We start from the raw sequence: 24425 nt of genomic DNA on the forward strand, positions 1-24425 counted from the left end.
ACGCAGGGTCAGCCGGGTAGTTTACGCTTCGCTATCCGGGCTCGCCGGACGCGCAGGCGCATCCAGTTCAACACGATCAATTTTTTGCAGGCCGCGCGGTAACAGCGTGCCGCGACGTCCGCGATCGGCGCGGAATTTCTGGAGTTCTTCACTTCGCAGCAGCATTTTACGCTTGCCCACGTGCAGCGTGATAGCGCTGCCCGGCGGCAGAATCATCAGCCAGGCCAGTTTATCCTGACCGGCAGCCGCTTCCGCTGACGGAATCGAGATGATTTTATTGCCCTTGCCTTTCGACATTTGCGGCAGTTCGCCAACCGGGAACATCAGCATCCGTCCCGCCTGTGTAATCGCCAGTAGCATGTCATCTTCATGATGGACGGCCATCGGCGTCATCACGCGGGCATTTTCCGGCAGCGTCAGCAGCGCTTTACCGGCGCGGTTACGTGATACCAGATCGCTGAAAGTACAGATAAAGCCGTAGCCTGCATCAGAAGCCATCAGCAGACGCTGGTCATCCGGCTCCATCAGCACCTGTTCAACGACGGCACCCGGCGGTGGCGTCAGCTTGCCGGTCAGCGGCTCGCCCTGACCGCGCGCGGAAGGCAGTGATGTCGGATCCAGCGTGTAGCTGCGGCCGGTGGAGTCGATAAAGGCCACCGGCTGATTGCTCTTGCCGCGTGCCGCAGCCAGATAGCTGTCGCCCGCTTTGTAGCTCAGTCCGGCCGGATCGATATCGTGACCTTTGGCGCTGCGCACCCAGCCCATCTGCGACAGCACAATGGTGACCGGTTCAGACGGCACCAGCTCGGTTTCGCTCAGCGCTTTGGCTTCTTCACGCTCACGCAGTGGTGAACGGCGATCGTCGCCGTAACTGGCGCTATCAGCCTGTAACTCTTTTTTCAGCAGGGTGTTCATCTTGCGTTCAGAGGCCAGCGTGGCCTGCAGCTGATCGCGCTCTTTTTCCAGATCCGCCTGCTCGGCACGGATCTTCACCTCTTCGAGCTTCGCCAGGTGACGCAACTTCAGTTCGAGGATCGATTCGGCCTGGGTTTCGCTGATGCCAAAACGTGACATCAGAACCGGCTTCGGCTCATCCTCAGTACGGATGATGTCGATGACTTCATCAATGTTCAGGAACGCAACCAGCAATCCTTCCAGGATATGCAGGCGGCGCAGCACGCGATCCAGTCGGTAATTAAGACGACGCTTGACCGTGTCGCGGCGGAACACCAGCCACTCGGTCAGGATCTCATGCAGGTTTTTCACCGCCGGGCGGTTATCCAGCCCGATCATGTTGAGGTTAACGCGGTAGCTTTTCTCAAGGTCGGTGGTGGCGAACAGATGATTCATTATCTGATCGAGATCGACACGATTGGAGCGTGGCACGATCACCAGACGGGTCGGGTTCTCATGGTCAGACTCATCACGCAGATCCTCAACCATTGGCAGCTTTTTATTGCGCATCTGGTTAGCAATCTGTTCCAGCACGCGTGCGCCGGAGACCTGATGCGGCAGCGCGGTAATGACCGCCTCACCCTCTTCCTTTTTCCATACCGCACGCTGGCGAATAGAGCCGCGACCGGTCTGATACATTTTACGGATCTCGTCACGCGGCGTAATGATCTCCGCCTCGGTCGGGTAATCCGGCCCCTGAACGATATCCAGTAGCGCTTCCAGCGTCGTTTTTGGTGCGTCAATCAGCGCAATGGCGGCCTGAGCGACTTCGCGCAGATTGTGCGGCGGAATATCGGTCGCCATACCGACGGCAATGCCGGTAGTGCCATTGAGCAGGATATTAGGCAGACGCGCCGGCAGAATTTTTGGCTCCTGCAGCGTGCCGTCAAAGTTCGGCTGAAATTCCACCGTTCCCTGGCCTAGCTCACCTAACAGCAGCTCGGCATATTTTGACAGGCGTGATTCGGTGTAACGCATGGCTGCAAACGACTTGGGATCATCCGGTGCACCCCAGTTACCCTGTCCATCGACCAGCGTATAACGGTAAGAGAACGGCTGCGCCATTAATACCATCGCTTCATAACAGGCGCTGTCGCCATGCGGATGGTATTTACCCAGCACATCACCCACGGTGCGCGCGGATTTTTTAAATTTGGCGCTGGCATTGAGACCCAGTTCCGACATGGCGTAGATAATGCGTCGCTGTACAGGCTTCAGCCCGTCACCGATATAAGGCAACGCGCGGTCCATGATGACGTACATCGAATATTTTAAATACGCATCCTCGGTAAAGGTATGCAGGGCAAGACGCTCTGCACCATCCTGCGTCAGTTCACTCATGAATTTCTCATCCTCACATCGTGGCCCACAACGGCGGGACACCCGGCGGTGGTTTGGCGAGGATAGTACCTTATTCGCCAGTGTTAGTCACAGGGGAAGCGCGGGACAGCAGGCGTCACTCAGCGCGATTTCAGCCGACGGAAGTACCTGATTCTCGCGCCAGGTGCATGGACTCTCAGCGCGAGTGCGTCAGGGCTTTGCGCCCATCCACTGGCGGGCAATATCACGATATTCGCCGGTGGCGGTGCTGAGATGCACCCACTGGTCGACATAGAGCTTCCAGCTGATATCGTCACGCGGAATCATATAAGCCTTCTCGCCATACTGTAGCGGTTTGTCGGGATTGATCGCACAGAGCGTCGGGTAATGCTGCTGCTGAAAACGCGCTTCAGAGGCATCGGTAATCATCACATCCGCCTTTTTATCCACCAGTTGCTGGAAGATGGTGACGTTATCGTGGAACAGCGTCAGTGAGGCTTTCGGCAGATGGCTGTGTACAAAGGCTTCGTTGGTGCCGCCAGCCGGTTCAATCAGCCGCACGTCAGGCCGGTTTAGTTGCTCAATGGTCTGGAAGCGGTCTTTATCCGTGCAGCGCACCAGCGGGATTTTTCCATCCACATCCAGCGGCCGGGCGAACCAGGCGGTCTGCTGACGTTTCAGCGTGACGGAGACGCCGCCGACGGCGATATCACACTGTTTTGCCAGAAAGTCAGGCATCAGGGTTTTCCAGGTGGTCGGTACCCACTCCACTTTCGCGCCGAGCGACGTCGCCAGTGCGTTCGCCATGCTGATATCCAGCCCTTCATACTGACCATCCGGGCGAAGAAAGCTGTAAGGCTTGTAATCCCCGGTGGTGCAGACCCTGAGCGTTTTAGAACTGAGAATGGTGTCGAGATGAGATTGTGCCTGGACCGCACTGCTGGCCAGCAGTAAAGAGAAAACGATTTTTTTCATTTTGATGTTTTCTTGACTGTTTTCATAGTGAGTTTGCCCAACGATGGTGCCATAAACCGGCGTATTGTTGCTGCCACAGCAAAAGTGTTGTGATCTACCTCCCATTTTTCCGGGAATGGCGCACGTGTAAGCTAGGCGCCATATTCAGAAAACGAGGCAACCTGTGCATGAGCAAGATTTTAATTATTGATGGCGGCAAAACGTTTGCCCACTCTAAAGGTGAACTGAACCACACCCTGACCGATGTTGCAGCCAGTCAGCTGCGTGATATGGGCCATGAAGTGTCAGTGACCGTGGCCGACAGCAACTACGTGATTGCCGATGAAGTGCAGAAATATGTCGACAACGATGTCGTGATTTATCAGATGCCGGGCTGGTGGATGGGCGAACCCTGGACCGTGAAGCGTTACATTGATGAGGTCTTTACCGAAGGTCACGGCTCGCTCTACGCCAGCGATGGCCGAACCCGTTCTGATGCGGCGAAGAAGTACGGTTCCGGCGGTCTGCTGCAGGGCAAAAAATATATGCTGTCACTGACGTGGAATGCGCCGCTACAGGCTTTTACTGACCCGGAGCAGTTCTTTGAAGGTGTTGGCGTCGATGGTCTCTATCTGCACTTCCACAAAGCCAACCAGTTCCTGGGAATGGAAGCGCTGCCGACCTTTATCTGCAACGATGTGATCAAAGCACCGGACGTGCCGCGTGATATTGCCGCTTATCGGACCCATCTTAGCCGCGTTTTTGCGTAAGATGATGAGGGGCTACCCCTATTTTCCCACGAAAGAGGAATTCACGAATGTTAACCGTCGTTGCTGAAATTTGTGTTAAACCCGGTCGCCGTCAGGCCGTGCTGGATGCGGTGAAAAAGCTGATCCCGCTGGTGTTAGAAGAAGATGGCTGCCATCAGTATGACGCGTTGCTGGACCATCAGGCGCAGGTGCCGTGGAAGCAGAACTCGCCGGACTCCATTTTCATGTTAGAGCAGTGGGAAAGCCTGCGCCATCTTGAGCAGCATCAGCAGATGCCGCACATGGATGCGCATCGCAGCATCATTAAAGATGATGTGGTGGATGTGAAGATTCTGGTGCTGGAACCCAGCGCCTGATTAGTGCTGAAGGCTTTACTGCGGTTGTGTAGCTGGGGTTAAGGCTGGGGATAAATTCCGGCCACCGTCGCTGTGAGATCGAGCTGGCACAGGGATCAGGGTCAGATCGGAAAAACGCAAAAGCCGTCATCCATGACATGCCCGGCCCGCGCGATTACGCACCTCATCCCTGAGGTGCGCCCGTTACCGGGCCAACGCGTTGCGTTGTTCAAAAACGCTCCCGGCGTTTTTGTCCCAGGCCGCGGGACGTTTTCCTCCTCTGACCCTGGCCCCTGCGCGCTGAGCGAATGCATTGCGGTCAGATGTGCCCGAATGCGTAATTGTCATCTATCTGAACCTCTGTCCTGCGACAGAGGTTTTTTTGTTTCTGGCAGACCGGCTTACAGCAGTTGCCGCCGATCAATCTCACTGCGAAGAAAATCCAGAAAGCAGCCGATGCGCGAAGAGAGCGTGGTGTTTCGGTAATAAACCGCATGCACCGGCAGGCGCAGATCGCGGGTTTCCGCGGAGAGTACAGGCACCAGCCGGCCAGTGGCGCAATCTTCCCGGCTGAAAAAGTCGGAGATACGCGCAATGCCCTGTCCCGCCAGCGCCAGCTGCCGGATGGTTTCGCCACTGGAAGCTGAGATAGTCGGCTTAATACGCATGAAATCACCATCAGGCTGCAGGACCGGCCAGACGTTGAGGGATTCAGGATGACTAAAGCCGATTTTTTGATGCTGTGCGAGATCGGCCACGCTTTGTGGCGTGCCCGCTTTTGCCAGATAGGCCGGACTGGCCATCAACTGAATCGCACTGCTGCCGAGCAGCCGTGCATGTAATGTAGAGTCACGCAGTTCACCGATACGAATAGCAATGTCCGTCTGCTGCTCCAGCAAATCGATCATAATATCGTCGGTATTCAGCTCAAGCTGGATCAGCGGATAACGGGCGCGGAAATCGTCTACCAGCGGCACAATCACATGCAGCATGAAGGGTGTGGCAGCGTTCACCCGAAGCCGTCCTGACGGCATCTCGCGCCGCAGGGCAATCTGCTCTTCGGCCTGCTCAACGGAGGCCAGGATCTGGCGCGCATGCTCCAGAAAAACCTGACCCTCTTCGGTCAGCGCCAGCCGTCGGGTAGTGCGATGCAACAGCGTGGTCTGCAGCTTGCTCTCCAGCCGGGAGAGTGCCCGGCTGATGCCTGAACTGGTCTGCGCCAGCTGGGATGCCGCCGCAGTAATGGAACCACTGTCTACCACCGCCACCCAGGCACGTAGCTCTTCCAGGGTAATTTTCACAAGATTGCTGTCTCTGCTCTCTAAATCAGCCAGGTTCGATGAAGGTGTACAGGTGCAAGCATAAACAAAACAGGACGCTTTCGCGTCCTGTCTTTTACACGTCGATATCGGCCGTGTCGCCTTTTTCCTGCAACCAGTTGCGCCGGTCTTCGGAACGTTTTTTCGCCAGCAGCATATCCATCATGCGTATCGTCTGATCGACATCCTCTTCGCTGATAGTCAGCTGTACCAGGCGGCGGGTATTCGGATCCAGTGTGGTTTCACGCAACTGCAGCGGGTTCATTTCACCCAGCCCTTTAAAGCGCTGAACGTTAGGTTTACCCTTTTTGCGTTTCAGCTGCTCCAGCACGCCCTCTTTCTCATCTTCATCCAGCGCATAGTAGACCTCTTTACCGAGATCAATACGGTAAAGCGGCGGCATGGCCACATAGACGTGACCATTGCTGACCAGTGAGCGGAAATGTTTGACGAACAGCGCACAGAGCAGCGTGGCAATATGCAGACCATCTGAGTCCGCATCCGCCAGAATGCAGATTTTGCCGTAACGCAGCTGCGAAAGATCTTCGCTGTCAGGATCAATGCCGATCGCCACAGAAATATCATGGACTTCCTGTGATGCCAGCACCTCATCGGACGAGACTTCCCAGGTATTCAGGATCTTGCCCTTGAGCGGCATGATCGCCTGATATTCACGATCGCGCGCCTGCTTGGCCGATCCGCCTGCCGAATCCCCTTCGACAAGGAACAATTCCGTTTTATTCAGATCCTGCGCGGTGCAGTCCGCCAGTTTGCCCGGCAGCGCCGGACCGCTGGTGAGCTTTTTACGCACCACTTTTTTGGCTGCCCGCATACGCCGCTGGGCGCTGGAGATCGCCAGCTCAGCCAGCTGTTCTGCCGTCTGAATGTTCTGGTTCAGCCACAGGCTGAAGGCATCTTTGACGACGCCAGAGACAAAGGCTGCGCACTGACGTGAAGAGAGACGCTCTTTGGTCTGCCCGGCAAACTGAGGATCCTGCATTTTGACCGACAGCACATAGGCACAGCGATCCCAGATATCTTCCGCTGAGAGTTTGACGCCACGCGGCAGGATATTGCGGTATTCGCAGAACTCGCGCATCGCATCCAGCAGTCCCTGACGCAGACCGTTAACGTGTGTCCCGCCCTGCATCGTCGGGATGAGGTTAACGTAGCTTTCGGTTAACAGTTCACCGCCTTCCGGCAGCCATAACAGCGCCCAGTCCACCGCCTCCACATCGCCGGCAAAACTGCCGACAAAGGGTTTTTCCGGCAGCGTCGGTAAGCCATTCACCGCTTCGCACAGGTAGTCCGTCAGGCCATCTTCGTAGCACCAGGTCTGTTCGGTATTGTTCAGTTTGTCTTTAAAGACAATCTCAACGCCAGGACAGAGCACCGCTTTGGCTTTCAGCAGATGGGATAAGCGTGATACCGAGAAGCGTGGGCTGTCGAAGAAGCTTTCATCAGGCCAGAAGTGGACGCGCGTACCGGTGTTGCGTTTCGCCACCGTGCCGGTAACCGTGAGATCCTGAACTTTGTCCCCATTTTCAAACGCCATGTCATAGATTTCGCCATTACGGCGCACCGTGACTTCGACGCGTTTTGACAGGGCGTTAACCACAGAAATGCCGACGCCGTGCAGACCGCCCGAGAACTGATAGTTTTTATTGGAGAACTTGCCACCCGCATGCAGACGACACAGGATCAGCTCGACAGCAGGTACGCCCTCTTCCGGGTGAATATCCACCGGCATGCCGCGCCCGTCATCAATAACTTCCAGCGACTGGTCAGCGTGCAGAATCACTTCAACCCGCTTCGCGTGGCCGCCCAGCGCCTCATCGACGCTGTTATCAATCACTTCCTGACCCAAATGGTTGGGCCGCGTCGTATCGGTGTACATGCCCGGACGACGGCGAACAGGCTCAAGGCCAGTCAGGACCTCAATGGCATCCGCGTTATAGTTTGATTGACTCATCGTAAATGTCTGATTAGAAGGGTGAAATTGGTGCGATTTCCGCATTACTCAGGGATGATTCAGACCAAGAAAGTCCAGAATCTGCGGGAAATGGCGCTCGAATCCAGTAAATGCATGATTTCCGCCCTCTTCTACCGTGTGACGGCACGCGCTGTAATAGTCGAGTGCCTGTCGGTAATCGAGAACTTCATCGCCGGTCTGTTGCAGCAGCCAGAGTAAATCGGGCGCTTCCAGCGGTTCAATCTGCATTACTTTGAGATCGTAAATGTGGCGTGACTCTAACACATATTGCTGGCCCGTGTAGGGATTCTGATTTTCGCCAAGGAAATCCACCAGCAGTTCAAAAGGGCGTACTGCGGGATTGACGACAACGGCCGGCAGCATAAAACATTGAGACAGCCAGGTGGCGTAATAACCGCCCAGCGACGATCCTACCACGCCCAGGGTTTCGCCACTGCGGCTCAGCACCAGGTCTTCCAGCATTGCCGCCGCATCAGCGGGAAAGGTCGGCAGCTGTGGCACGATCATGTCGATCTCCGGGTGCTGCATCGCTAACCATTGCCGGAACTGAGTCGCCTTCGCGGACTGCGGCGAACTGTTAAAACCGTGCAGATAGAGCAGTGCTGCCACGCGTCAGTATCCTTCGGAGTCTAAATCGGGACGAAAAGCGTCGGTGTCAAGCCGGTTCACTTCGGTCTCAAGGCCGCCATCCGGATGCAGTGTAAACCAGCGCCAGCCGGGAGCCACGGTGTCAATCGCAAAACTGGTACAGTGCGGTTTGAACTGGACACAGGTAGACGGCGTCGCCAGCACCCGACGGCCATGCCATTCCATATCCAGCTCCTGGTGAATATGGCCACAGACCAGCGTCCGGGCTAACGGGTAGCGCTGCAACACGGCATCAAGCTGATGCGAATTGCGCAGGCTGTGCTGATCGAGCCAGGTGCAGCCAGAGGCCAGCGGATGGTGATGCAGCATAACCAGCGTATGCCGTTGCGGAAAGCGGGCCAGCGCGTTGTCGAGCCACTCCAGCTGATAGTCGCTCAGCATTCCATGCGGAACACCGTAGACCTGGCTGTCGAGTAACACAATCTGCCACTGCTCACCCACCAGCACCTGCTTATGGGCATTGATGTGCGCTGCCGCCAGTGTATCCACCATTGCGGGCTGAAAATCGTGATTACCGGGTAGCCAGACGCAGGGCCGCGGCAAGCGAGAGATGCCCTCAGCAAAATGCTGATAGGCTTCGATAGAGTGATCCTGGGCGAGATCGCCCGTGGCGATGATCAGGTCATAGTCGCGATGTTGCGCAATAATCGCATCCAGCACGGCGTCGTAGCTCGACCAGGTGTTCACCCCAAGCAGCGATTCATGTTTTCCCGCGAACAGGTGGGTATCCGTGATTTGCAAAATCCTGATTTCGGAACCGTTCGCTGCAGGAAGAGTTAGCAGGCTATCCAAAGCGTTTCCTTCGTCTCCACGCCATTTACTGCATTATACGCATCAGCAGACCGGAACCGCCATCGCGCCATGTGCCAGGCAGTAACGCAGCCAGTCTGCGAGAAACTGGTTTATCTGATGTTTTTCATCGCGCTGATGCAATTTTTTATTAGGATAATCATAGCGCGCTTTGAACCGATAGATCTGTTGAGTTGAACACACTTCGGCGACCATCGCATCGTGATAGAGCCTGACCGACATCGAGGGCAGACTCCAGTAACTCACGGCAGGTGCGACCTGGCGGATCTCCACCAGCGTGGTGTAGCGTGTCGACTCCTGAATCGTCAGTTGATAACGGGCGCCACTCACCTGATAGATCACCGATTCTCCCGCCTCATGTTTACGCGGCAGCAGGCGGCGTAACTGGGCGAAATTGGTTTCGCAGAGCCGCATCATTTCGGGAAAGTCAGGGGTATAGCGCTGTTTCATTTTTGTATCCACTCTTCGCGTAGTTTTTCATGGTGCAACGCCAGCCATTGCAAGGCGATGACAGACGCCGCATTATCAATTATCCCCTCTTCCACCCAGCGGTACGCCTGTTCGCGGCTCACCACATGGACAAGAATATCCTCATTCTCTTCCTCCAGACCATGGCATCCCTCTGCCTGGCTGGCATCCACTTCCCCAATCAGCACCGATAAACGTTCGCTGGTGCCGCCAGGGCTGGCCAGATAGCTAAGCATTGGCTTAACCCGACCGACGTCCAATCCTGCTTCTTCAACAGCTTCACGGCGCACAACCTGCTCGACTGATTCACCGGGTTCGATAATACCGGCGACCATCTCCAGCAGCCAGGGTGAAGCACTGCTGTCATAAGCCGGGATGCGGATCTGTTCAATCAGCACCACTTCATCGCGTAAGGGATCATAAGGTAGCAGCACGGCAGCATGTCCGCGCTCAAAAACTTCGCGTTGCACTTCTCCACTCATTTCGCCATTAAACTGGCGGTGGCGGAAGCGGTATCGCTCAACGGAAAAAAAACCTTTGTAGAGTGTTTCTCGTGCAATAATTTCTACATCGTTTTTTGTGAAAGTCACAGGGGATTTTTTTTCTTCCGGCATCATCAGGTTCCTTGTGCAGATTGGGGTGGAGCGAAAAAAGCCTGTAACCGTGCTCCATGTAAGTAGTTCTTTCTGAAATATTTACGTAGATTAGAGATAGAAGGCACTTTCAGCCAACTTATCTCACAGTTGCCCTCTGCTAGAATCGGCGATAATTTTTTGGCTTACCCGGCAGCGCACCCACTGCAATTTGCTGCAACAAAAGGAATGCAAATGAAAAAACTGCTCCCATTTTTTATTGGGCTTAGCCTGGGCGGTTTCAGCTTCGCCAGCCAGGCCGAAGACCTGCTTCAGGTTTACCAGCAAGCACGTCTGAGCAACCCGGATCTGCGCAGCGCCGCTGCCGATCGTGATTCTGCTTTTGAGAAAATCAACGAAGCGCGTAGCCCATTATTACCTCAGCTCGGACTGGGTGCAGACTACGCCTATAATAACGGTTATCGCGACAGTAGTGGTCTTCATTCCAACACGACCAGCGGCTCTCTGAATTTAACCCAGACTATTTTCGACATGTCGAAATGGCGCGCGCTGACTCTGCAGGAAAAGACCGCCGGTATTCAGGATGTGACCTATCAGGTGGCGCAGCAGGATCTGATTCTGAACACCGCAACGGCCTACTTCAACGTGCTGAAAGCGATTGATACCCTTTCTTACACTGAAGCGCAGAAACAGTCTATCTACCGCGAGCTGGATCAGACCACCCAGCGTTTTAACGTTGGCCTGGTTGCCATCACTGATGTTCAGAACGCCCGTGCGCAGTATGACAGCGTGCTGGCCAATGAAGTGACCGCGCGTAACAATCTTGATAACAACGTAGAAACGCTGCGTCAGATTACCGGCATGGACTATATGTCGCTGGCTTCGCTGAGCATTGATCGTTTCAGAACCGATAAGCCCGAAGCGGTGAGTGCGCTGCTTAAGCAGGCAGAAAGCCGTAACCTGTCACTGCTCTCTGCGCGCCTGAATCAGGATCTGGCGCGTGAGCAGATTCGCTCAGCGGAAACCGGCCATATGCCGACGCTGGATCTGACCGCCTCCACCGGCATGTCAAACAGCAAATATGGCGGCAGCCGTGCAAACCAGAGCCAGGGTTCTACCGATTCAATTACCGGTTCAAACCAGGTTGGCCTGAGTTTCTCACTGCCACTGTATAGCGGCGGCAGCGTTACCTCTCAGGTGAAACAGGCGCAATACAATTTTGTCAGCGCCAGCGAACAGCTGGAAAGCGCTCACCGCACAGCAGTACAGACGGTACGCTCCTCGTTTAACAACGTGAATGCGTCTATCAGCAGCATCAACGCCTACAAACAGGCAGTCGTCTCTGCGCAAAGCTCACTGGATGCGTCCGAAGCGGGCTATCAGGTGGGTACGCGTACCATCGTCGATGTGCTGGATGCAACGACCGTGCTCTACAACGCGAAACAGCAGCTCTCTGATGCGCGTTATAGCTACCTGATTAACCAGCTGAATATCAGCTATGCACTGGGTACGCTCAACGAGCAGAGCCTGCAGAAACTGAACAGCCAGCTGGGTAAAGAGATTCCGACTTCCCCGGAAACGGTGGCGCCGGAAAATGCCCAGCAGACCGCTCGTGTGGATAGCGGTCCGGTGGCAACTGGCTCGTCTGAGGCAGCGCGTCCTGCGGCTCGCCACAGCAGCGGTAATCCTTTCGGTCAATAATCAGTGGACGGGCTGCTTTGCGGCCCGTCTCTCTGTTGAACGTATAACTAAGTAAAGATCCCTGTTGTATCAGGCCTCCAGCTTCAATTTTACCCCCCCTTCCCCTATTCTATGCGCTACCTTTGGGCACAGGATAATCATAATGAAACGCACAAAATCTATTCGCTATGCCGCTTTTCGTAAAAGCTGGCAGGCACGCCACTTGACGCCCGTTGCTATCGCCGTTTCAGCCGTATTTATGCTCGCTGGCTGCGAACAGAACGATGAAACGGTTTCGATGTACCAGAATGCGGATGACTGTTCGAAAGCCAATCCGGGCCAGAGTGCGCAGTGTACTACCGCATTCAATGAGGCTAAAAAAGAGGCTGAACGTACTGCGCCAAAATATGCCACGCGTGAAGATTGTGTCGCTGAATTTGGTGAAAATCAGTGTCAGCAGACACCGGCTCAGGCGGGCGTTGGCACCACCAATGCTGAATCGCAGCAGAGTGGCGGCAGCTTCTGGATGCCACTAATGGCCGGTTACATGATGGGCCGCATGATGGGCGGTGGTTCGGGCTTTGCGCAGCAACCGCTATTCTCACCGAAAAATGCCCGCAGCCCGGCAAACGGCCAGTTTGTTGATGCCTCCGGCCGTAACTATGGTGCTGCCACTTCCGGCAAAACCATGACCGTGCCTAAAACGGCGCTGGCACCGAAACCGGCAACGACCTCCACCATTACCCGTGGTGGCTTTGGTGAAACCGTCGCGAAACAGAATAGCATGCAGCGTAGCAGCGCCAGCGGCACATCCAGCCGATCAATGGGAGGCTAACGCCCCAATGGAACGCATTGCCATTTCAGAACGCCCAGGCTGGCGTGAAAAAGCCACCGAGTTTGGCTTTCGTTTTCATACCATGCATGGCGAACCCTACTGGTGTGAAGATGCTTATTACCAGTTCACGCTGGCGCAAATCGAGCATCTGGAAGATGTCACTGCAGAACTGCATCAGATGTGCCTGCAGGTCGTGGATAAGGTCGTAAACAGCGAAGCGCTGCTGACCAAATTCCGCATCCCAAAACACACCTGGGACTTCGTGCGCGATTCATGGCATCAGCGTCAGCCCTCGCTTTACTCACGCCTTGATCTTGCCTGGGATGGCAAAGGCGATGTGAAGCTGCTGGAGAACAATGCCGATACGCCGACCTCCCTGTATGAAGCGGCGTTTTTCCAGTGGCTGTGGCTGGAAGATCAGCTCAACGCAGGTCAGCTCCCGGCAGGCAGTGACCAGTTTAATAGCCTGCAGGAAAAGCTGATTGAACGTTTTGCCGCATTACATCAGCAGCACGGCTTTAACTGGCTGCACTTCGCCTGCTGCCGCGACACCGACGAAGATCGTGGCACCGTGCAATATCTTCAGGACTGCGCTACTGAAGCGGGGCTGCCGAGTGAATTTCTCTATATAGATGAAATTGGCCTGGGCGAAAAAGGGGAATTTACTGACGCTCAGGATCAGGTGATCAGTAACCTGTTCAAGCTCTATCCGTGGGAGTTTATGCTGCGTGAGATGTTCTCAACCAAGCTGGGTGATGCTGGCGTACGCTGGCTTGAACCGGCATGGAAAAGCATCGTCTCGAACAAAGCCCTGCTGCCGTTGCTGTGGGAAATGTTCCCGAATCACCCTAACCTGCTGCCCGCCTGGTTCGCCGAAGATGACGTTCCGCACATGGACAAATATGTGGTGAAGCCGCTGTTTTCACGTGAAGGTGCCAATATCCGGATCGTAAAAAATGGTCAGGAGATTGCCCGCGTTGATGGGCCATACGGTGAAGAGGGAATGATCGTTCAGCAGTTCCATCCTCTGCCTAAATTTGGCGACAGCTATACGCTGATCGGCAGCTGGCTGATTGACGATCAACCGGCGGGTATTGGCCTGCGTGAAGATCGCGATTTGATCACTCAGGATCTCTCCCGTTTCTACCCGCACGCATTTATCGGCTAACGCGCCGCGAGAATACAGGTCAGCTTCTGGCCTGTATTCTCTTAGCTTTGCCCTAACCTACCTGAACCGACAACATGCTGATTGCACCCATCTCCATGCCATCAATCGGAATGCTGATGGTTTCATCCGGCTGACGTGCGCCCAGCACATACAGCAGCGGCAGATAGTGTTCGGGTGTTGGATTAGACAGCGCCGCACCCGGATGGTCCATAAAGTTGACCAGCGGATGAGAAGCCGCATCGCTCTGCACCGCCAGGTTATCGCGGACAAACTGCTCAAAACTGCTGGCCCACGGATAGACTTCGCTGTTGCCGTCCCAGCGCACTTTACGCAGGTTATGCACCACGTTGCCGCTGGCAACAATCATCACACCCTGATCGCGCAGCGCAGCCAGTTTCTGGCCCATCTCAAAGTGCCACGCCGCTGGTTTAGTGCCATCAATGCTTAGCTGCACGACCGGAATGTCGGCATCGGGATACATCCTGATGAGGACGCCCCATGATCCATGATCCAGTCCCCATTCCTGATCAAGCTTTACGTCGACAGGCGCTAAAAGCTCTGCCAGTTGCTGGGCCAGTTCAGGCGATCCCGGCGCCGGATAGCGTGTGTCAAACAGCGCCTGCGGGAAGCCACCAAAATCATGAATCGTCTTAGGATGAGCCATTGCTGTCACGGCGGTGCCGCGCGTATACCAGTGCGCTGAAACCGCAATAATCGCACGTGGACGTGGCAGAGTGTCACCCGCATGACGCCATGCGGCGGTATAGCGGTTCTCTTCAAGGGCATTCATTGGGCTGCCATGACCCAAAAACAGCGCTGGCATACGTAACTGGCTCATTCGTGATCCCCGGGATCGTCTGTTTGATAGCCACTACGATACGCGCATTCGCCGCTTTATCACGCTGATAAGCATGATGGAGATCATCAGGAAATTTGAATGAAATTTAACGTAGCAGGAATTTCAGATATTTATCGGATAAAAGAGAAGGAATGCGAAGAATTAAACCCCGGGCCATCCTGAGGACGGCACAAAGGAAACAGGCCCGAAAGGGGCCCGTTAAATGCAGCAGAACGATTAGCTGGCGTGGCGCGTTTCGTGCGTGCGACGCCATGCAATCAGGTCTTCGATAGTCACTACTGGCATGTTGTGCTGGCGAGCGAAAGTAATCGCTTCGGGTGCATGAGCCATGCTGCCGTCATCGTTGGTCAGTTCGCAAAGGACACCGGCAGGCTTGAAGCCGGCCAGCGTCACTAAATCGATGGTCGCTTCCGTATGTCCGCCACGTGTTAATACACCGCCTTCGCTGGCGCGCAACGGGAAGACATGGCCCGGGCGATGCAGGTCAGAAGGTTTGGCATTGTCGGCGATAGCTGTACGGATAGTGGTGATACGATCCTGAGCGGAGACACCCGTGGTGACGCCTTCTGCGGCTTCAATGGTCACAGTGAATCCGGTGCCAAAGGAGCTGGTGTTGTTCTCCACCATCATAGGCAGATCGAGCTGCTGGCGACGCGCTTCGGTCAGGCAGAGGCAGACGATGCCACTGCCGTGACGAATGGTCAGCGCCATCTGTTCAACCGTCATGGTTTCTGCGGCGAAGATCATGTCGCCTTCGTTTTCACGATTTTCATCGTCGAGTACCATCACACCGCGTCCCTCACGCAGGGCGGCGATAGCACGTTCTACACGCTGTTCAGGCGTGCCAAATTCAGAAAGTAGCGTCTGATTCATGGTAATAAAAACCTTAAAATGTATGGGTTACCAGAATCAGGGCGTGCTTAGGAGTGACGTCAAAAAGACGTGGCAATAACGTGAAGCAGACACAATTGTCCGACAGAAGTCGTTACCCTCTCCCATCCGGACTGTAACCGTCGGCCCCGGAATTACACCGGATCTGCTGACCTTTATCTCTCTTTTCATCAAGATAAAGCGCTCGCGGGCTTTCAGCCGAAGCTGATTTACCGCCGGTGGGGAATTGCGCCCCGCCCTGAGAATAAGCCTTTAAACTATAACGCCGATCGTTTGAAGCGGCAATCATCAATAGCGCAATTGCTTTTGCATTTCCTGCGTTACCGATTTGAGGTTTATCCTTTTCATTTCTGGCATTACACTTAACACTTATTACGTTGGTAAACACGCTGACACAGCTCCCGTAACCAGGAAATCATCATGATCGACACGAAAAAAATTGAACAACTTGCCCGTCAGGTTCACGAAGCGATGCCTAAAGGTGTTCGTGAGTTTGGTGATGATGTCGAGAAGAAAATTCGTCAGGTTCTTCAGGCGCAGCTGACCCGTATGGATCTGGTCAACCGTGAAGAGTTTGATGTGCAGACGCAGGTATTGCTGCGTACGCGTGAGAAACTGGCGGCGCTGGAACAACGTCTGGCCCAGCTGGAAAGTCAGGGTTCGTCAGCCGGTACGCCACCGACCGCAACGGCACCTGTCACCACTTCTGCAGCAGTCACCCCTTCTGCCTCCGTAGCGAGTTCGCCAGCGGCGTCACCGGCACCGGCTGCCGACGTGGCGAAGCCTGCTGCGGATAATAAGCCAGAATAAGCGGTTTAGCGGGAGCCCGGCTCCCGCTTACTGCTCTGCTTCAGCTACCGCGAATGGTTTTAATAATGTTGGTGGTAGAGATACCGTCTTCGAAGTTCAGCACCTGCACGTCGCCGCCATTTGCCCAGACCTCTTTACTGCCCGCGATATCTTCCGGCTTGTAATCGCCACCTTTGACCAGCAGGTCCGGCAGAATGCCTGCAATCAGACGCTGCGGCGTATCCTCTTCAAATACCACCACCCAGTCGACCGCTTCCAGTGCGCCCAGCACTATCATCCGGTTTTCCTGTGGATTCACCGGGCGGCTTTCGCCTTTCAGACGTTTAGTTGACGCATCACTGTTCACCGCGACGATCAGTCGATCGCCGAGCTTGCGGGCATTTGCCAGATAGGAGACATGGCCGGCATGCAAAATGTCGAATACACCATTAGTCATCACCACTTTTTCACCGCGACGGCGGGCCATCTCAACGGCGGCTTTTAACTGCGCTTCCGTCATGATGCCAAAACCCTGTTCCGGGCGGGCGTGAATCGCATTTTCCAGCTCGACGGTGCTGACAGTCGACGTACCCAGTTTACCCACCACCACACCCGCCGCGGCATTGGCCAGGAAACAGGCTTCTTCCAGCGAGTCACCCGCAGCCAGAGCCGCAGCCAGCACGCCGATCACCGTGTCGCCGGCACCGGTCACGTCATAAACTTCCTGTGCCTGAGTCGGCAGATGCAGCGGTGCTTTGCCCGGCTGCAGCAGCGTCATGCCATTTTCTGAACGGGTCACCAGCAGCGCAGCGAGATCAAAATCTGCAATTAACTGCGCGCCACGCGCGACGATCTCTTCTTCGTTTTTGCATTTGCCGACCACGGCTTCAAATTCAGAGAGGTTCGGCGTCAGCAGCGTCGCGCCCCGGTAACGCGCAAAATCAGTGCCTTTCGGATCGATTAATACCGGCACGCCCGCTTCGCGCGCCAGCGTAATCATGGTCTGCACGCTGGAGAGCGCGCCTTTGGCGTAGTCGGACAGAACCAGTGCACCTGCTGCTGCCAGTGACTCACGCATTTTCTGATGAATCGGCGCCGGATCAACCTGATCAAATCCCTCTTCAAAATCGAGACGGATCAGCTGCTGATTGCGGGAAAGCACGCGCAGTTTGGTAATCGTCGGATGGCTTTTGATCGCCACAAAGTCACAATGAACGTTGACGTCTTTCAGCGTGTTACTCAACACGCGCGCCGCATCATCTTCACCGGTCAGGCCAATCAGGCGCGACGCGGCACCGAGTGCTGCAATGTTCATCGCTACGTTTGCCGCGCCGCCAGGGCGCTCTTCAACCGTGTCCACTTTCACCACCGGCACCGGCGCTTCAGGGGAGATACGGCTGGTTGGGCCATACCAGTAACGATCCAACATTACATCGCCAACAACCAGCACTGAGGCTTGGCCGAACGCGGGCAGAGTCACTTTCATTCCAGACACTCCAGACTGCATTAAAAATAGTGCGCGGATGATAGCACAGTTGCGATTTGTGCTATCAGCATCACGCCAGGATAGACGCAGGGGTTACCAGCCAGCGCTGCCAGCTGTTCATCACCGTCTGCCGTTCCGCTGCATACGCCTCAGGTTCAACGTGACCAGGCAACTCCTGCAGGGCGCGATGGTGCAGTGCGTCGCGCAGCGTCACATAGGCCTGCGACAGCGCCTGCGCTTCATCTGCGGGCATTTTATGGTACTTCGCCATCAGCTCAAAAATGCGCACATTGTCAGACCAGCGCGTCAGTTCAGGCTGCTCAGCGGCGTAGCGTAAGACAAGATATTGGGCGATGAATTCAATATCGGTGATGCCACCCGCGTCGGCTTTGATATCCCAGCGCCCTTTATGTTTGTTACTGAGATGAGTACGCATCTTTTCACGCATCTCGCGTACTTCGGTTTGCAGCGCATCCGCGGCGCGTGGCAGTGAGAGAATCGCCTGACGGATTACGTTAAAACGTTCACCCAGTGTCGCCTCGCCAAATACTACGCGCGCCCGGACCAGCGCCTGATGCTCCCAGGTCCAGGCCTCACTGCGCTGATACTCCTCAAAGGCCTCAAAGGTACTGACCAGCATGCCCGCCGCACCCGAAGGACGCAGCCGCGCATCGACTTCATAAAGAATGCCGGACGAAGTGCGGGTACTGAAGAGATGCATGATGCGCTGGGCCAGGCGCAGATAGAACTGACGGCCATCAATGCTGCGCTCCCCTTCTGTTACCGCGTCAGCCGGACAGTCATGCAGGAAGACGAGATCCAGGTCGGAACTGTAACCCAGCTCCCAGCCACCCAGCTTGCCGTAGCCCAGCACCGCAAAGCCGCGCTCATGTTCATTACTCAGATGCGAAGGACGCCCGTAGCGCTGTACCATCATATTCCACGCCTGACGGACGACCGATTCGATAATCGCCTCTGCCAGCCAGGTGAGATGGTCACTGACTTTCATCACGGGCAGCGTGCCCGCGATATCAGCCGCAGCAATGCGCAGATGCTGCGCCTGCTTAAACTGCCGCACAGCTTCCAGCTGCTGCTCCTCATCCTCAGTGGGGATGCGCAGCAGGTACTGACGCAGCTCATCGCGATAGGCGTCGGTGGCCGTCGGCTGATAGAGCGTGGCGGGATCGAGTAATTCATCCAGCAACAAGGGGTGACGCGCCAGCTGGCTGGCCACCATCGGTGAGGCGGCGCACAAGCGAATCAGGTGACGCAGCGCACCGTGATATTCGGTCAGCAGCTCCAGATAGGTACTGCGGGTCAGCACGCCGATCAGCAGCGGTGTCAGGCGACTCAGTGTGACAGCCGCATCGTCACGCGGGCAGACTTCGCTCAGCAGTCGCGGCATCAATTGATCCAGCGCCTGACGACCACGCGGACCGATAGTGCGTCGATTGATATCCTGACGAAACGCCTCCAGTGTCTGATGCAGCGTTAATCGCTGCTCGTCGCTGAGCTGCGGGACCAGCGGCGCCAGCTCGCTATCCTCCAGCTGGTCCTGCCACAGCACCTGAAACTCCGCCAGCTCACGCTGATCGCCAATGTCTGGAGTATCTTCACCAATCAGCTCGTCAAAGATGGCGCGTACCGCCGCCATCTGACCGTCGAGCCGCGTCATCAGAGCATCCCAGTCGACACAATCCATCGCCCATGCCAGACGGGCACGATGCAGTTCATCCTCTGGCAACGTTTGGGTCTGCTCGTCGCCCAGGCTTTGCAGCAGATTCTCCAGCCGCCGCAGGAAGAGATAAGCGTCGCAAAGTGCATCGACCTGCTCAGCAGGAAGCAGGGCCAGATTTTTGATCGCCTCCAGCGTCGGCAACAGCGATCGCAGCTGAAGCGAGCGCTCTCGTCCGCCACGAATCAGCTGGAACACCTGCACGATAAACTCCGTTTCACGGATGCCGCCCGCGCCCAGTTTGATATTGTTTTTCAGCCCACGTCGACGAACTTCGCGGCTGATCATCCCTTTCATGTTACGCAGAGACTGGATCACGCTGAAGTCGATGTAGCGCCGGTAAACAAAGGGCCGCAGCATCTGCTGGAGCTCCAGACTCCAGCGATCGTGGTCATCGCCCATCAGCCGCGCTTTGACCATGGCATAACGCTCCCAGTCGCGCCCCTGCTCCTGGTAATAATCTTCCAGCGCGGCAAAACTCATCACCAGCGGGCCGCTGTCGCCAAACGGACGGAGCCGCATATCCACCCGATAGACAAAGCCATCCATGGTGGGTTGATCCAGCACTTTGATCAGCCGCTGTCCCATGCGGGTAAAGAACTGGGCGTTGTCGAGCTCACGCCGTCCGCCGCGTGTGGTGCCGTTTTCCGGCCAGGCAAAAATCAGGTCGATATCAGAGGAGAAGTTGAGTTCGCCGCCGCCCAGCTTGCCCATGCCCAGAATCAGCAACGGCTGAGCATCACCCTCCGCATTACAGGGTGTACCAAAATCGCGACAGCAATCCTGATAGACCCAGTCACGTGCCCGGCTGATTAGCACTTCAGCTAATACGCTGAGCTGCTGCAGGCTCTGTTCGGTCGTCGCGTGTTGCAGAGCCTGCATCCAGGCGACACGTACCAGCATACGGCGTCGAAACAGCCGCAGTTCGCGCATCAGGCTCGCTTCGCTGTCGACTGCATTCAGCGCCTGATTCAGCCATGCAGAATAGTGTTGCCACTCTTCAGGCTGAGGCGGCTGGTCGAGCATCGTCTGCCACCAGTCGGGATGTTGTTGCAGGTTTTCCAGCACAAAATCGCTGAAAGCCAGTCCGGTTGCCTGCTCCGGGCTGAGCGAATCCAGCGGAATCTTCAGCTGTCGGGCGGCCGCTTCGGCCTGGTCGCGTAGCAACGCGGGCAGTGCTGACAACATAACTCCCTCCTTGATGGCGTGACGGAATGTCCCTTAGCGGGCAGCGCCGCTGGTGAGCCAGAACGGCTGCTGTTTCAGGGCCTGCGACGTCAGCCAGGCTAATCCGGACGTCTGTTTTTCGTGAATCGCTGACTGCAGTTGCTGCCAGGGATCAAGCCAGGCCATCACCGTTTCCACAGGATAAGAACCCGCCAGCAGGTGCACCGTCAGCAGCTGACGCGCCAGGCGGGTGGCTTTGTCCTGATACTCATTAGGCTGTTTTACCGTAATGAAGGTTTCTCTCAGATCGGCATTAACACGGCTCAGCATGATATCGCTGAAGCGTTTAAACGATCCCTGAAGCTTGGCTTCTCCTTTAGCGTCGATCCACTGACGCCATTGCGATTCCGCCAGCCAGTGGGTCAGCGCAAGTTGCGTCTCAACAGAGAGGGAAGATAAGCAGAACGTGGTGGCTTCCTGCTCTTCATTCACCAGCGTCTCTTCCAGCGTGGTCAGTTGCTGACGCAGAGCGCTACTGGCTTTACGCGGCACCAGCGCACCAAACAGACTGAACGCCTGACGCAGCAGATCCAGCGCTTCGCGCACTGCGTCCTGCGCCGCCGCGTTACCACGCAGCCAGACTTCTTCATGATATTGCCAGTGACGAAGCCCCGCCGACATTGAGGCGACCATACCCTGCTCCACAGTCGCTTTCGCACCGGCTTTCAGCAGCGGGAACGCCTCAACCTGACGCGGTGGATTACCCTGGGCCAGCTGATAGCCTCGGGCGGCTTTGCTCAGGCTGCCCATACGCAGACCGCCCAGCGCCACCAGCTGCTGCGCAAAGGCCAGCAGATCCTGGCGTTCACCCCGTTTCAGCTCTAATTCGATCTCGCACAACGGTTCGCTGAGCTCACCCGCCGTGACTTCGCCCTGATCAAATGCCACTTCAATTTCACTGTTGCCTGCGGTGATCAGCCAGACTTCACGCTGGAAATGGGTAGTGAACAGCGGCTGTAAGCGCGGCTGCAGCGCAGTGACATCGGTGCCCTGCGGCCAGATCTCTGCGGGCAGGCGCGCAATGTCGAGCACTGGCTCACTGAGTTCTACATTGTATTCCGGACGCTGATGCAGTCCGCCAAGCGTCTGCCCCGCGGCTTTCAGCGTCATTTCATAGCGCTTGTCAACGCCACGGATACGCAATCCCATGTCCCAGCGTCGCAGCTGGTTATCGTCGGTTTCGAAGTAGATATTGGTCAGCTCGCGAGCAGCCTGATGCTGATGCGGCAGAGTGGAGAGCAGTTCAGCCAGTTTCCCGGCTGCCTGGGGAGTTGCAATGAACTTTAGTTCGATTTCGATGGTCATAATTTTTTATTCACTACGCCGCTGGCACTTAAGAGGGTTTTTCCTGCATATTTCAGGCGATTATCAGCAGGTTACTCATGCTGTCGCCTGGAGGGCAAGGGGTTATCAGGCGAAGATTAATGCACAGAAGCCGCGCTGTCTCTGCTTTCTTTGCTCTTTCGCAGACCTTTTCGCACTCTCATGAGACCAGGATAGTTCTCATTCAGATTTATGCGAGGCCTCTCCAGACTGTGCCGGTAAATTTTAAGTCAGACTAAGCCAAACGAAATCGAATGAAAAAAATTACACTCGCTGGACTCACTTTGCTGGCCCTTAGCAGCCTTGCACCTGCCCATGCCGACGAAAAACGTTATGTGTCTGATGAGCTTTCGACCTGGGTTCGTAGCGGGCCGGGCGATCAGTTCCGCCTGCTCGGTAAGCTGAATGCCGGGGAAGAAGTTCAGCTGTTACAGACCAACAACGATACTCATTATGGCCAGATCCGTGATTCGGAAGGCCGCACCACCTGGATTCCTCTGTCTCAGCTCAGCGCAAATCCGAGCCTGCGCACCCGGGTGCCGCAGCTTGAGCAGCAGGTGAAGGATCTGACGGCCAAGCTGGATAATATCGACAACAGCTGGAACCAGCGTACCGCTGAGATGCAGAACAAAGTCGCCAGCAGCGACGGCGTGATTAATGGGCTGAAAGGCGAAAATCAGAAGCTCAAAAATGAGCTGATTGTCGCGCAGAAGAAAGTCAGCGCCGCCAACGTTCAGCTGGATGACAAACAGCGCACCATCATTATGCAGTGGTTTATGTATGGTGGCGGCGTGCTGGGTGTCGGCCTGCTGCTGGGACTGCTACTGCCGCATATGTTGCCGCGCCGCAAGAAAAGCGATCGCTGGATGAACTGACCCATTCTGTCGGGTTTTCACGGGGGATCGCAGGATCCCCCTCTTGGCATGTCTGCAATCCGGGGAATCTGTGCAACAATAAAATGAGATGCACTGCTGATTTCAGGCGCGGGACGTGCCCGGCATGCAGATCATTTCTTTTTCTCTGGAGTTTTGCGTGAAGACGTTTCTTGTTGGCGGTGCGGTGCGTGATGCGCTGCTGAATCTGCCGGTTACAGATAAAGATTGGGTTGTCACTGGTTCCACACCCGAAGCCATGCTTGAGCAGGGTTATCAACAGGTCGGTCGTGATTTTCCCGTTTTCCTGCATCCCGTCAGTCGCGAAGAGTATGCACTGGCACGGACCGAGCGGAAAAACGGGAAAGGCTACACTGGATTTGTCACCTGGTCCGCGCCCGATGTGACGCTGGAGCAGGATTTACAGCGCCGCGATCTCACCATCAATGCTATCGCGCAGGATGAAAACGGCGAACTGGTCGATCCCTATAATGGCCAGCGTGACATTGCCCTGCGCCTGCTGCGTCATGTCTCTGAAGCCTTCAGTGAAGATCCGCTGCGGGTATTGCGCGTCGCGCGCTTTGCTGCGCGTTTTGCTCATCTCAACTTTCGTATTGCCCCCGAAACCCAGCAACTGATGCAGCAGATGGCCGACAGCGGCGAGCTGTCGAATCTCACTGCCGAACGCGTGTGGAAAGAGACGGAAAAGGCGCTGAGTGCCCGTAATCCTCAGGTCTATTTTCAGGTTCTGCGTGACTGCGGTGCGTTGCAGGTGCTGTTTCCTGAGCTGGATAATCTGTTTGGTATTCCCGCGCCGATTAAATGGCACCCGGAAATCGACACCGGTGTTCATACGCTGATGACACTGGCGATGGCTGCAGCCCTCTCCAGCGAGATCGATGTGCGCTTCGCCACATTGTTCCATGACGTCGGCAAGGCGCTGACGCCGCCTGAACTGTGGCCGAGCCACCACGGTCATGGACTGGCGGGCGTTCCACTGGTTGAGGCGCTGTGTCAGCGACTGCGGGTACCTAACGCGATTCGCGATCTGGCGTTAATCGTGACCGAATTCCACGACATTGTGCACACCATCGAACGGCAATCCCCGGCATCACTGGTGGCACTGTTTGATCGGATCGATGCCTGGCGTAAGCCGCAGCGCATTGAACAGATGGCGCTGACCAGCGAAGCGGATGCACGTGGGCGGGCTGGACTGGAGAGCATGCCTTATCCACAGGGCGACTATCTGCGTCGTGCTTTTGCGCTGGCGCAGGCGGTGCCGACTAAAGCGGTCGTCGAAGCAGGGTTTAAAGGTGCAGAGGTGCGGGAAGAGATGACGCGGCGACGAATTGACGCCGTCGCGCAGGGTCTGGCGATCAGGCAGCCTGACTAGCAG

General features: G+C 55.9%; 21 protein-coding genes and 1 riboswitch. Of the genes, 8 read left to right on the forward strand and 13 right to left on the reverse strand.

The window, feature by feature from the left end; all coding sequences use genetic code 11:
• Positions 1-21 precede the first annotated feature (21 nt).
• Together parC and H7K52_RS13110 are read right to left on the reverse strand one after the other, a co-directional pair.
• Positions 22-2295 carry a DNA topoisomerase IV subunit A gene (parC, locus tag H7K52_RS13105; RefSeq protein ID WP_003848464.1) on the reverse strand — a complete coding sequence of 758 codons (2274 nt, stop codon included), beginning with the start codon at positions 2293-2295 and terminating at the stop codon, positions 22-24.
• Positions 2296-2484: 189 nt separating this feature from the next.
• The gene (locus H7K52_RS13110) at positions 2485-3249 is read right to left on the reverse strand and encodes a transporter substrate-binding domain-containing protein (RefSeq protein ID WP_050540841.1); all 765 of its coding nucleotides are present in this window, start codon (positions 3247-3249) and stop codon (positions 2485-2487) included.
• Positions 3250-3416: 167 nt separating this feature from the next.
• On the opposite strand from H7K52_RS13110, the gene H7K52_RS13115 reads away from it, so the two are divergent.
• Together H7K52_RS13115 and H7K52_RS13120 are read left to right on the forward strand one after the other, a co-directional pair.
• Entirely contained in the window at positions 3417-3998 is a 582-nt protein-coding gene (locus H7K52_RS13115; RefSeq protein ID WP_078804982.1) for an NAD(P)H-dependent oxidoreductase, read from the forward strand.
• Positions 3999-4045: 47 nt separating this feature from the next.
• Positions 4046-4354, forward strand: a complete 309-nt coding sequence (locus H7K52_RS13120; protein WP_003848459.1) for a putative quinol monooxygenase — start codon at positions 4046-4048, stop codon at positions 4352-4354.
• A 380-nt stretch (positions 4355-4734) separates the two neighbouring features.
• Here the strand turns inward: H7K52_RS13120 and H7K52_RS13125 are convergent, their stop codons facing one another.
• From H7K52_RS13125 to nudF, 6 genes are all read right to left on the reverse strand, one after another.
• On the reverse strand, positions 4735-5634 hold the full coding sequence (locus tag H7K52_RS13125) for a LysR substrate-binding domain-containing protein (RefSeq protein WP_003848458.1): 900 nt from the start codon (positions 5632-5634) through the stop codon (positions 4735-4737).
• Between the two features lie 94 nt (positions 5635-5728).
• Positions 5729-7624: a DNA topoisomerase IV subunit B gene (gene parE / locus H7K52_RS13130; protein WP_003848457.1), complete on the reverse strand. Its 1896-nt coding sequence runs from the start codon at positions 7622-7624 to the stop codon at positions 5729-5731.
• Positions 7625-7672: 48 nt separating this feature from the next.
• Positions 7673-8254, reverse strand: a complete 582-nt coding sequence (gene yqiA / locus H7K52_RS13135; protein ID WP_154926777.1) for an esterase YqiA — start codon at positions 8252-8254, stop codon at positions 7673-7675.
• A gap of 3 nt (positions 8255-8257) precedes the next feature.
• Positions 8258-9085: a 3',5'-cyclic-AMP phosphodiesterase gene (gene cpdA / locus H7K52_RS13140; protein ID WP_003848455.1), complete on the reverse strand. Its 828-nt coding sequence runs from the start codon at positions 9083-9085 to the stop codon at positions 8258-8260.
• A 42-nt stretch (positions 9086-9127) separates the two neighbouring features.
• Positions 9128-9553, reverse strand: a complete 426-nt coding sequence (locus H7K52_RS13145) for a DUF1249 family protein (RefSeq protein ID WP_182630117.1) — start codon at positions 9551-9553, stop codon at positions 9128-9130.
• Positions 9550-10185, reverse strand: a complete 636-nt coding sequence (gene nudF, locus H7K52_RS13150; protein ID WP_033761442.1) for an ADP-ribose diphosphatase — start codon at positions 10183-10185, stop codon at positions 9550-9552. Before nudF ends, H7K52_RS13145 begins: the two co-directional genes overlap by 4 nt.
• 213 nt (positions 10186-10398) lie before the next feature.
• On the opposite strand from nudF, the gene tolC reads away from it, so the two are divergent.
• From tolC to H7K52_RS13165, 3 genes are all read left to right on the forward strand, one after another.
• Positions 10399-11865 (forward strand): outer membrane channel protein TolC, encoded by a 1467-nt coding sequence (gene tolC, locus H7K52_RS13155; RefSeq protein WP_003848452.1) that lies wholly within the window; start codon positions 10399-10401, stop codon positions 11863-11865.
• A 142-nt stretch (positions 11866-12007) separates the two neighbouring features.
• Positions 12008-12679 carry a DUF1190 family protein gene (locus H7K52_RS13160; RefSeq protein WP_003848451.1) on the forward strand — a complete coding sequence of 224 codons (672 nt, stop codon included), beginning with the start codon at positions 12008-12010 and terminating at the stop codon, positions 12677-12679.
• Between the two features lie 7 nt (positions 12680-12686).
• On the forward strand, positions 12687-13847 hold the full coding sequence (locus H7K52_RS13165; protein WP_182630118.1) for a glutathionylspermidine synthase family protein: 1161 nt from the start codon (positions 12687-12689) through the stop codon (positions 13845-13847).
• Between the two features lie 52 nt (positions 13848-13899).
• Here H7K52_RS13165 and ygiD read toward each other — a convergent pair whose 3' ends face one another.
• Positions 13900-14685: a 4,5-DOPA-extradiol-dioxygenase gene (ygiD, locus tag H7K52_RS13170; protein ID WP_003848449.1), complete on the reverse strand. Its 786-nt coding sequence runs from the start codon at positions 14683-14685 to the stop codon at positions 13900-13902.
• Positions 14686-14922: 237 nt separating this feature from the next.
• On the reverse strand, positions 14923-15579 hold the full coding sequence (gene ribB, locus H7K52_RS13175; protein WP_003848447.1) for a 3,4-dihydroxy-2-butanone-4-phosphate synthase: 657 nt from the start codon (positions 15577-15579) through the stop codon (positions 14923-14925).
• Between the two features lie 110 nt (positions 15580-15689).
• A riboswitch (FMN riboswitch) is annotated at positions 15690-15847 on the reverse strand.
• 170 nt (positions 15848-16017) lie between these two features.
• On the opposite strand from ribB, the gene ubiK reads away from it, so the two are divergent.
• Entirely contained in the window at positions 16018-16407 is a 390-nt protein-coding gene (gene ubiK / locus H7K52_RS13180) for a ubiquinone biosynthesis accessory factor UbiK (RefSeq protein ID WP_003848446.1), read from the forward strand.
• Positions 16408-16447: 40 nt separating this feature from the next.
• Here ubiK and hldE read toward each other — a convergent pair whose 3' ends face one another.
• From hldE to H7K52_RS13195, 3 genes are all read right to left on the reverse strand, one after another.
• On the reverse strand, positions 16448-17872 hold the full coding sequence (hldE, locus tag H7K52_RS13185) for a bifunctional D-glycero-beta-D-manno-heptose-7-phosphate kinase/D-glycero-beta-D-manno-heptose 1-phosphate adenylyltransferase HldE (RefSeq protein ID WP_003848444.1): 1425 nt from the start codon (positions 17870-17872) through the stop codon (positions 16448-16450).
• Positions 17873-17942: 70 nt separating this feature from the next.
• A complete protein-coding gene (gene glnE, locus H7K52_RS13190) occupies positions 17943-20795 on the reverse strand; it encodes a bifunctional [glutamate--ammonia ligase]-adenylyl-L-tyrosine phosphorylase/[glutamate--ammonia-ligase] adenylyltransferase (RefSeq protein ID WP_182630119.1) in 2853 nt (950 codons plus the stop codon).
• A 33-nt stretch (positions 20796-20828) separates the two neighbouring features.
• Positions 20829-22139 carry a CYTH domain-containing protein gene (locus tag H7K52_RS13195; RefSeq protein ID WP_078804986.1) on the reverse strand — a complete coding sequence of 437 codons (1311 nt, stop codon included), beginning with the start codon at positions 22137-22139 and terminating at the stop codon, positions 20829-20831.
• Positions 22140-22411: 272 nt separating this feature from the next.
• On the opposite strand from H7K52_RS13195, the gene H7K52_RS13200 reads away from it, so the two are divergent.
• Positions 22412-23032, forward strand: a complete 621-nt coding sequence (locus tag H7K52_RS13200) for a TIGR04211 family SH3 domain-containing protein (protein ID WP_003848440.1) — start codon at positions 22412-22414, stop codon at positions 23030-23032.
• A 157-nt stretch (positions 23033-23189) separates the two neighbouring features.
• A complete protein-coding gene (locus tag H7K52_RS13205; protein ID WP_033761440.1) occupies positions 23190-24422 on the forward strand; it encodes a multifunctional CCA addition/repair protein in 1233 nt (410 codons plus the stop codon).
• Positions 24423-24425 lie beyond the last annotated feature (3 nt).

Source organism: Pantoea hericii, assembly GCF_014155795.1.
Lineage (GTDB): Bacteria > Pseudomonadota > Gammaproteobacteria > Enterobacterales > Enterobacteriaceae > Pantoea > Pantoea eucalypti.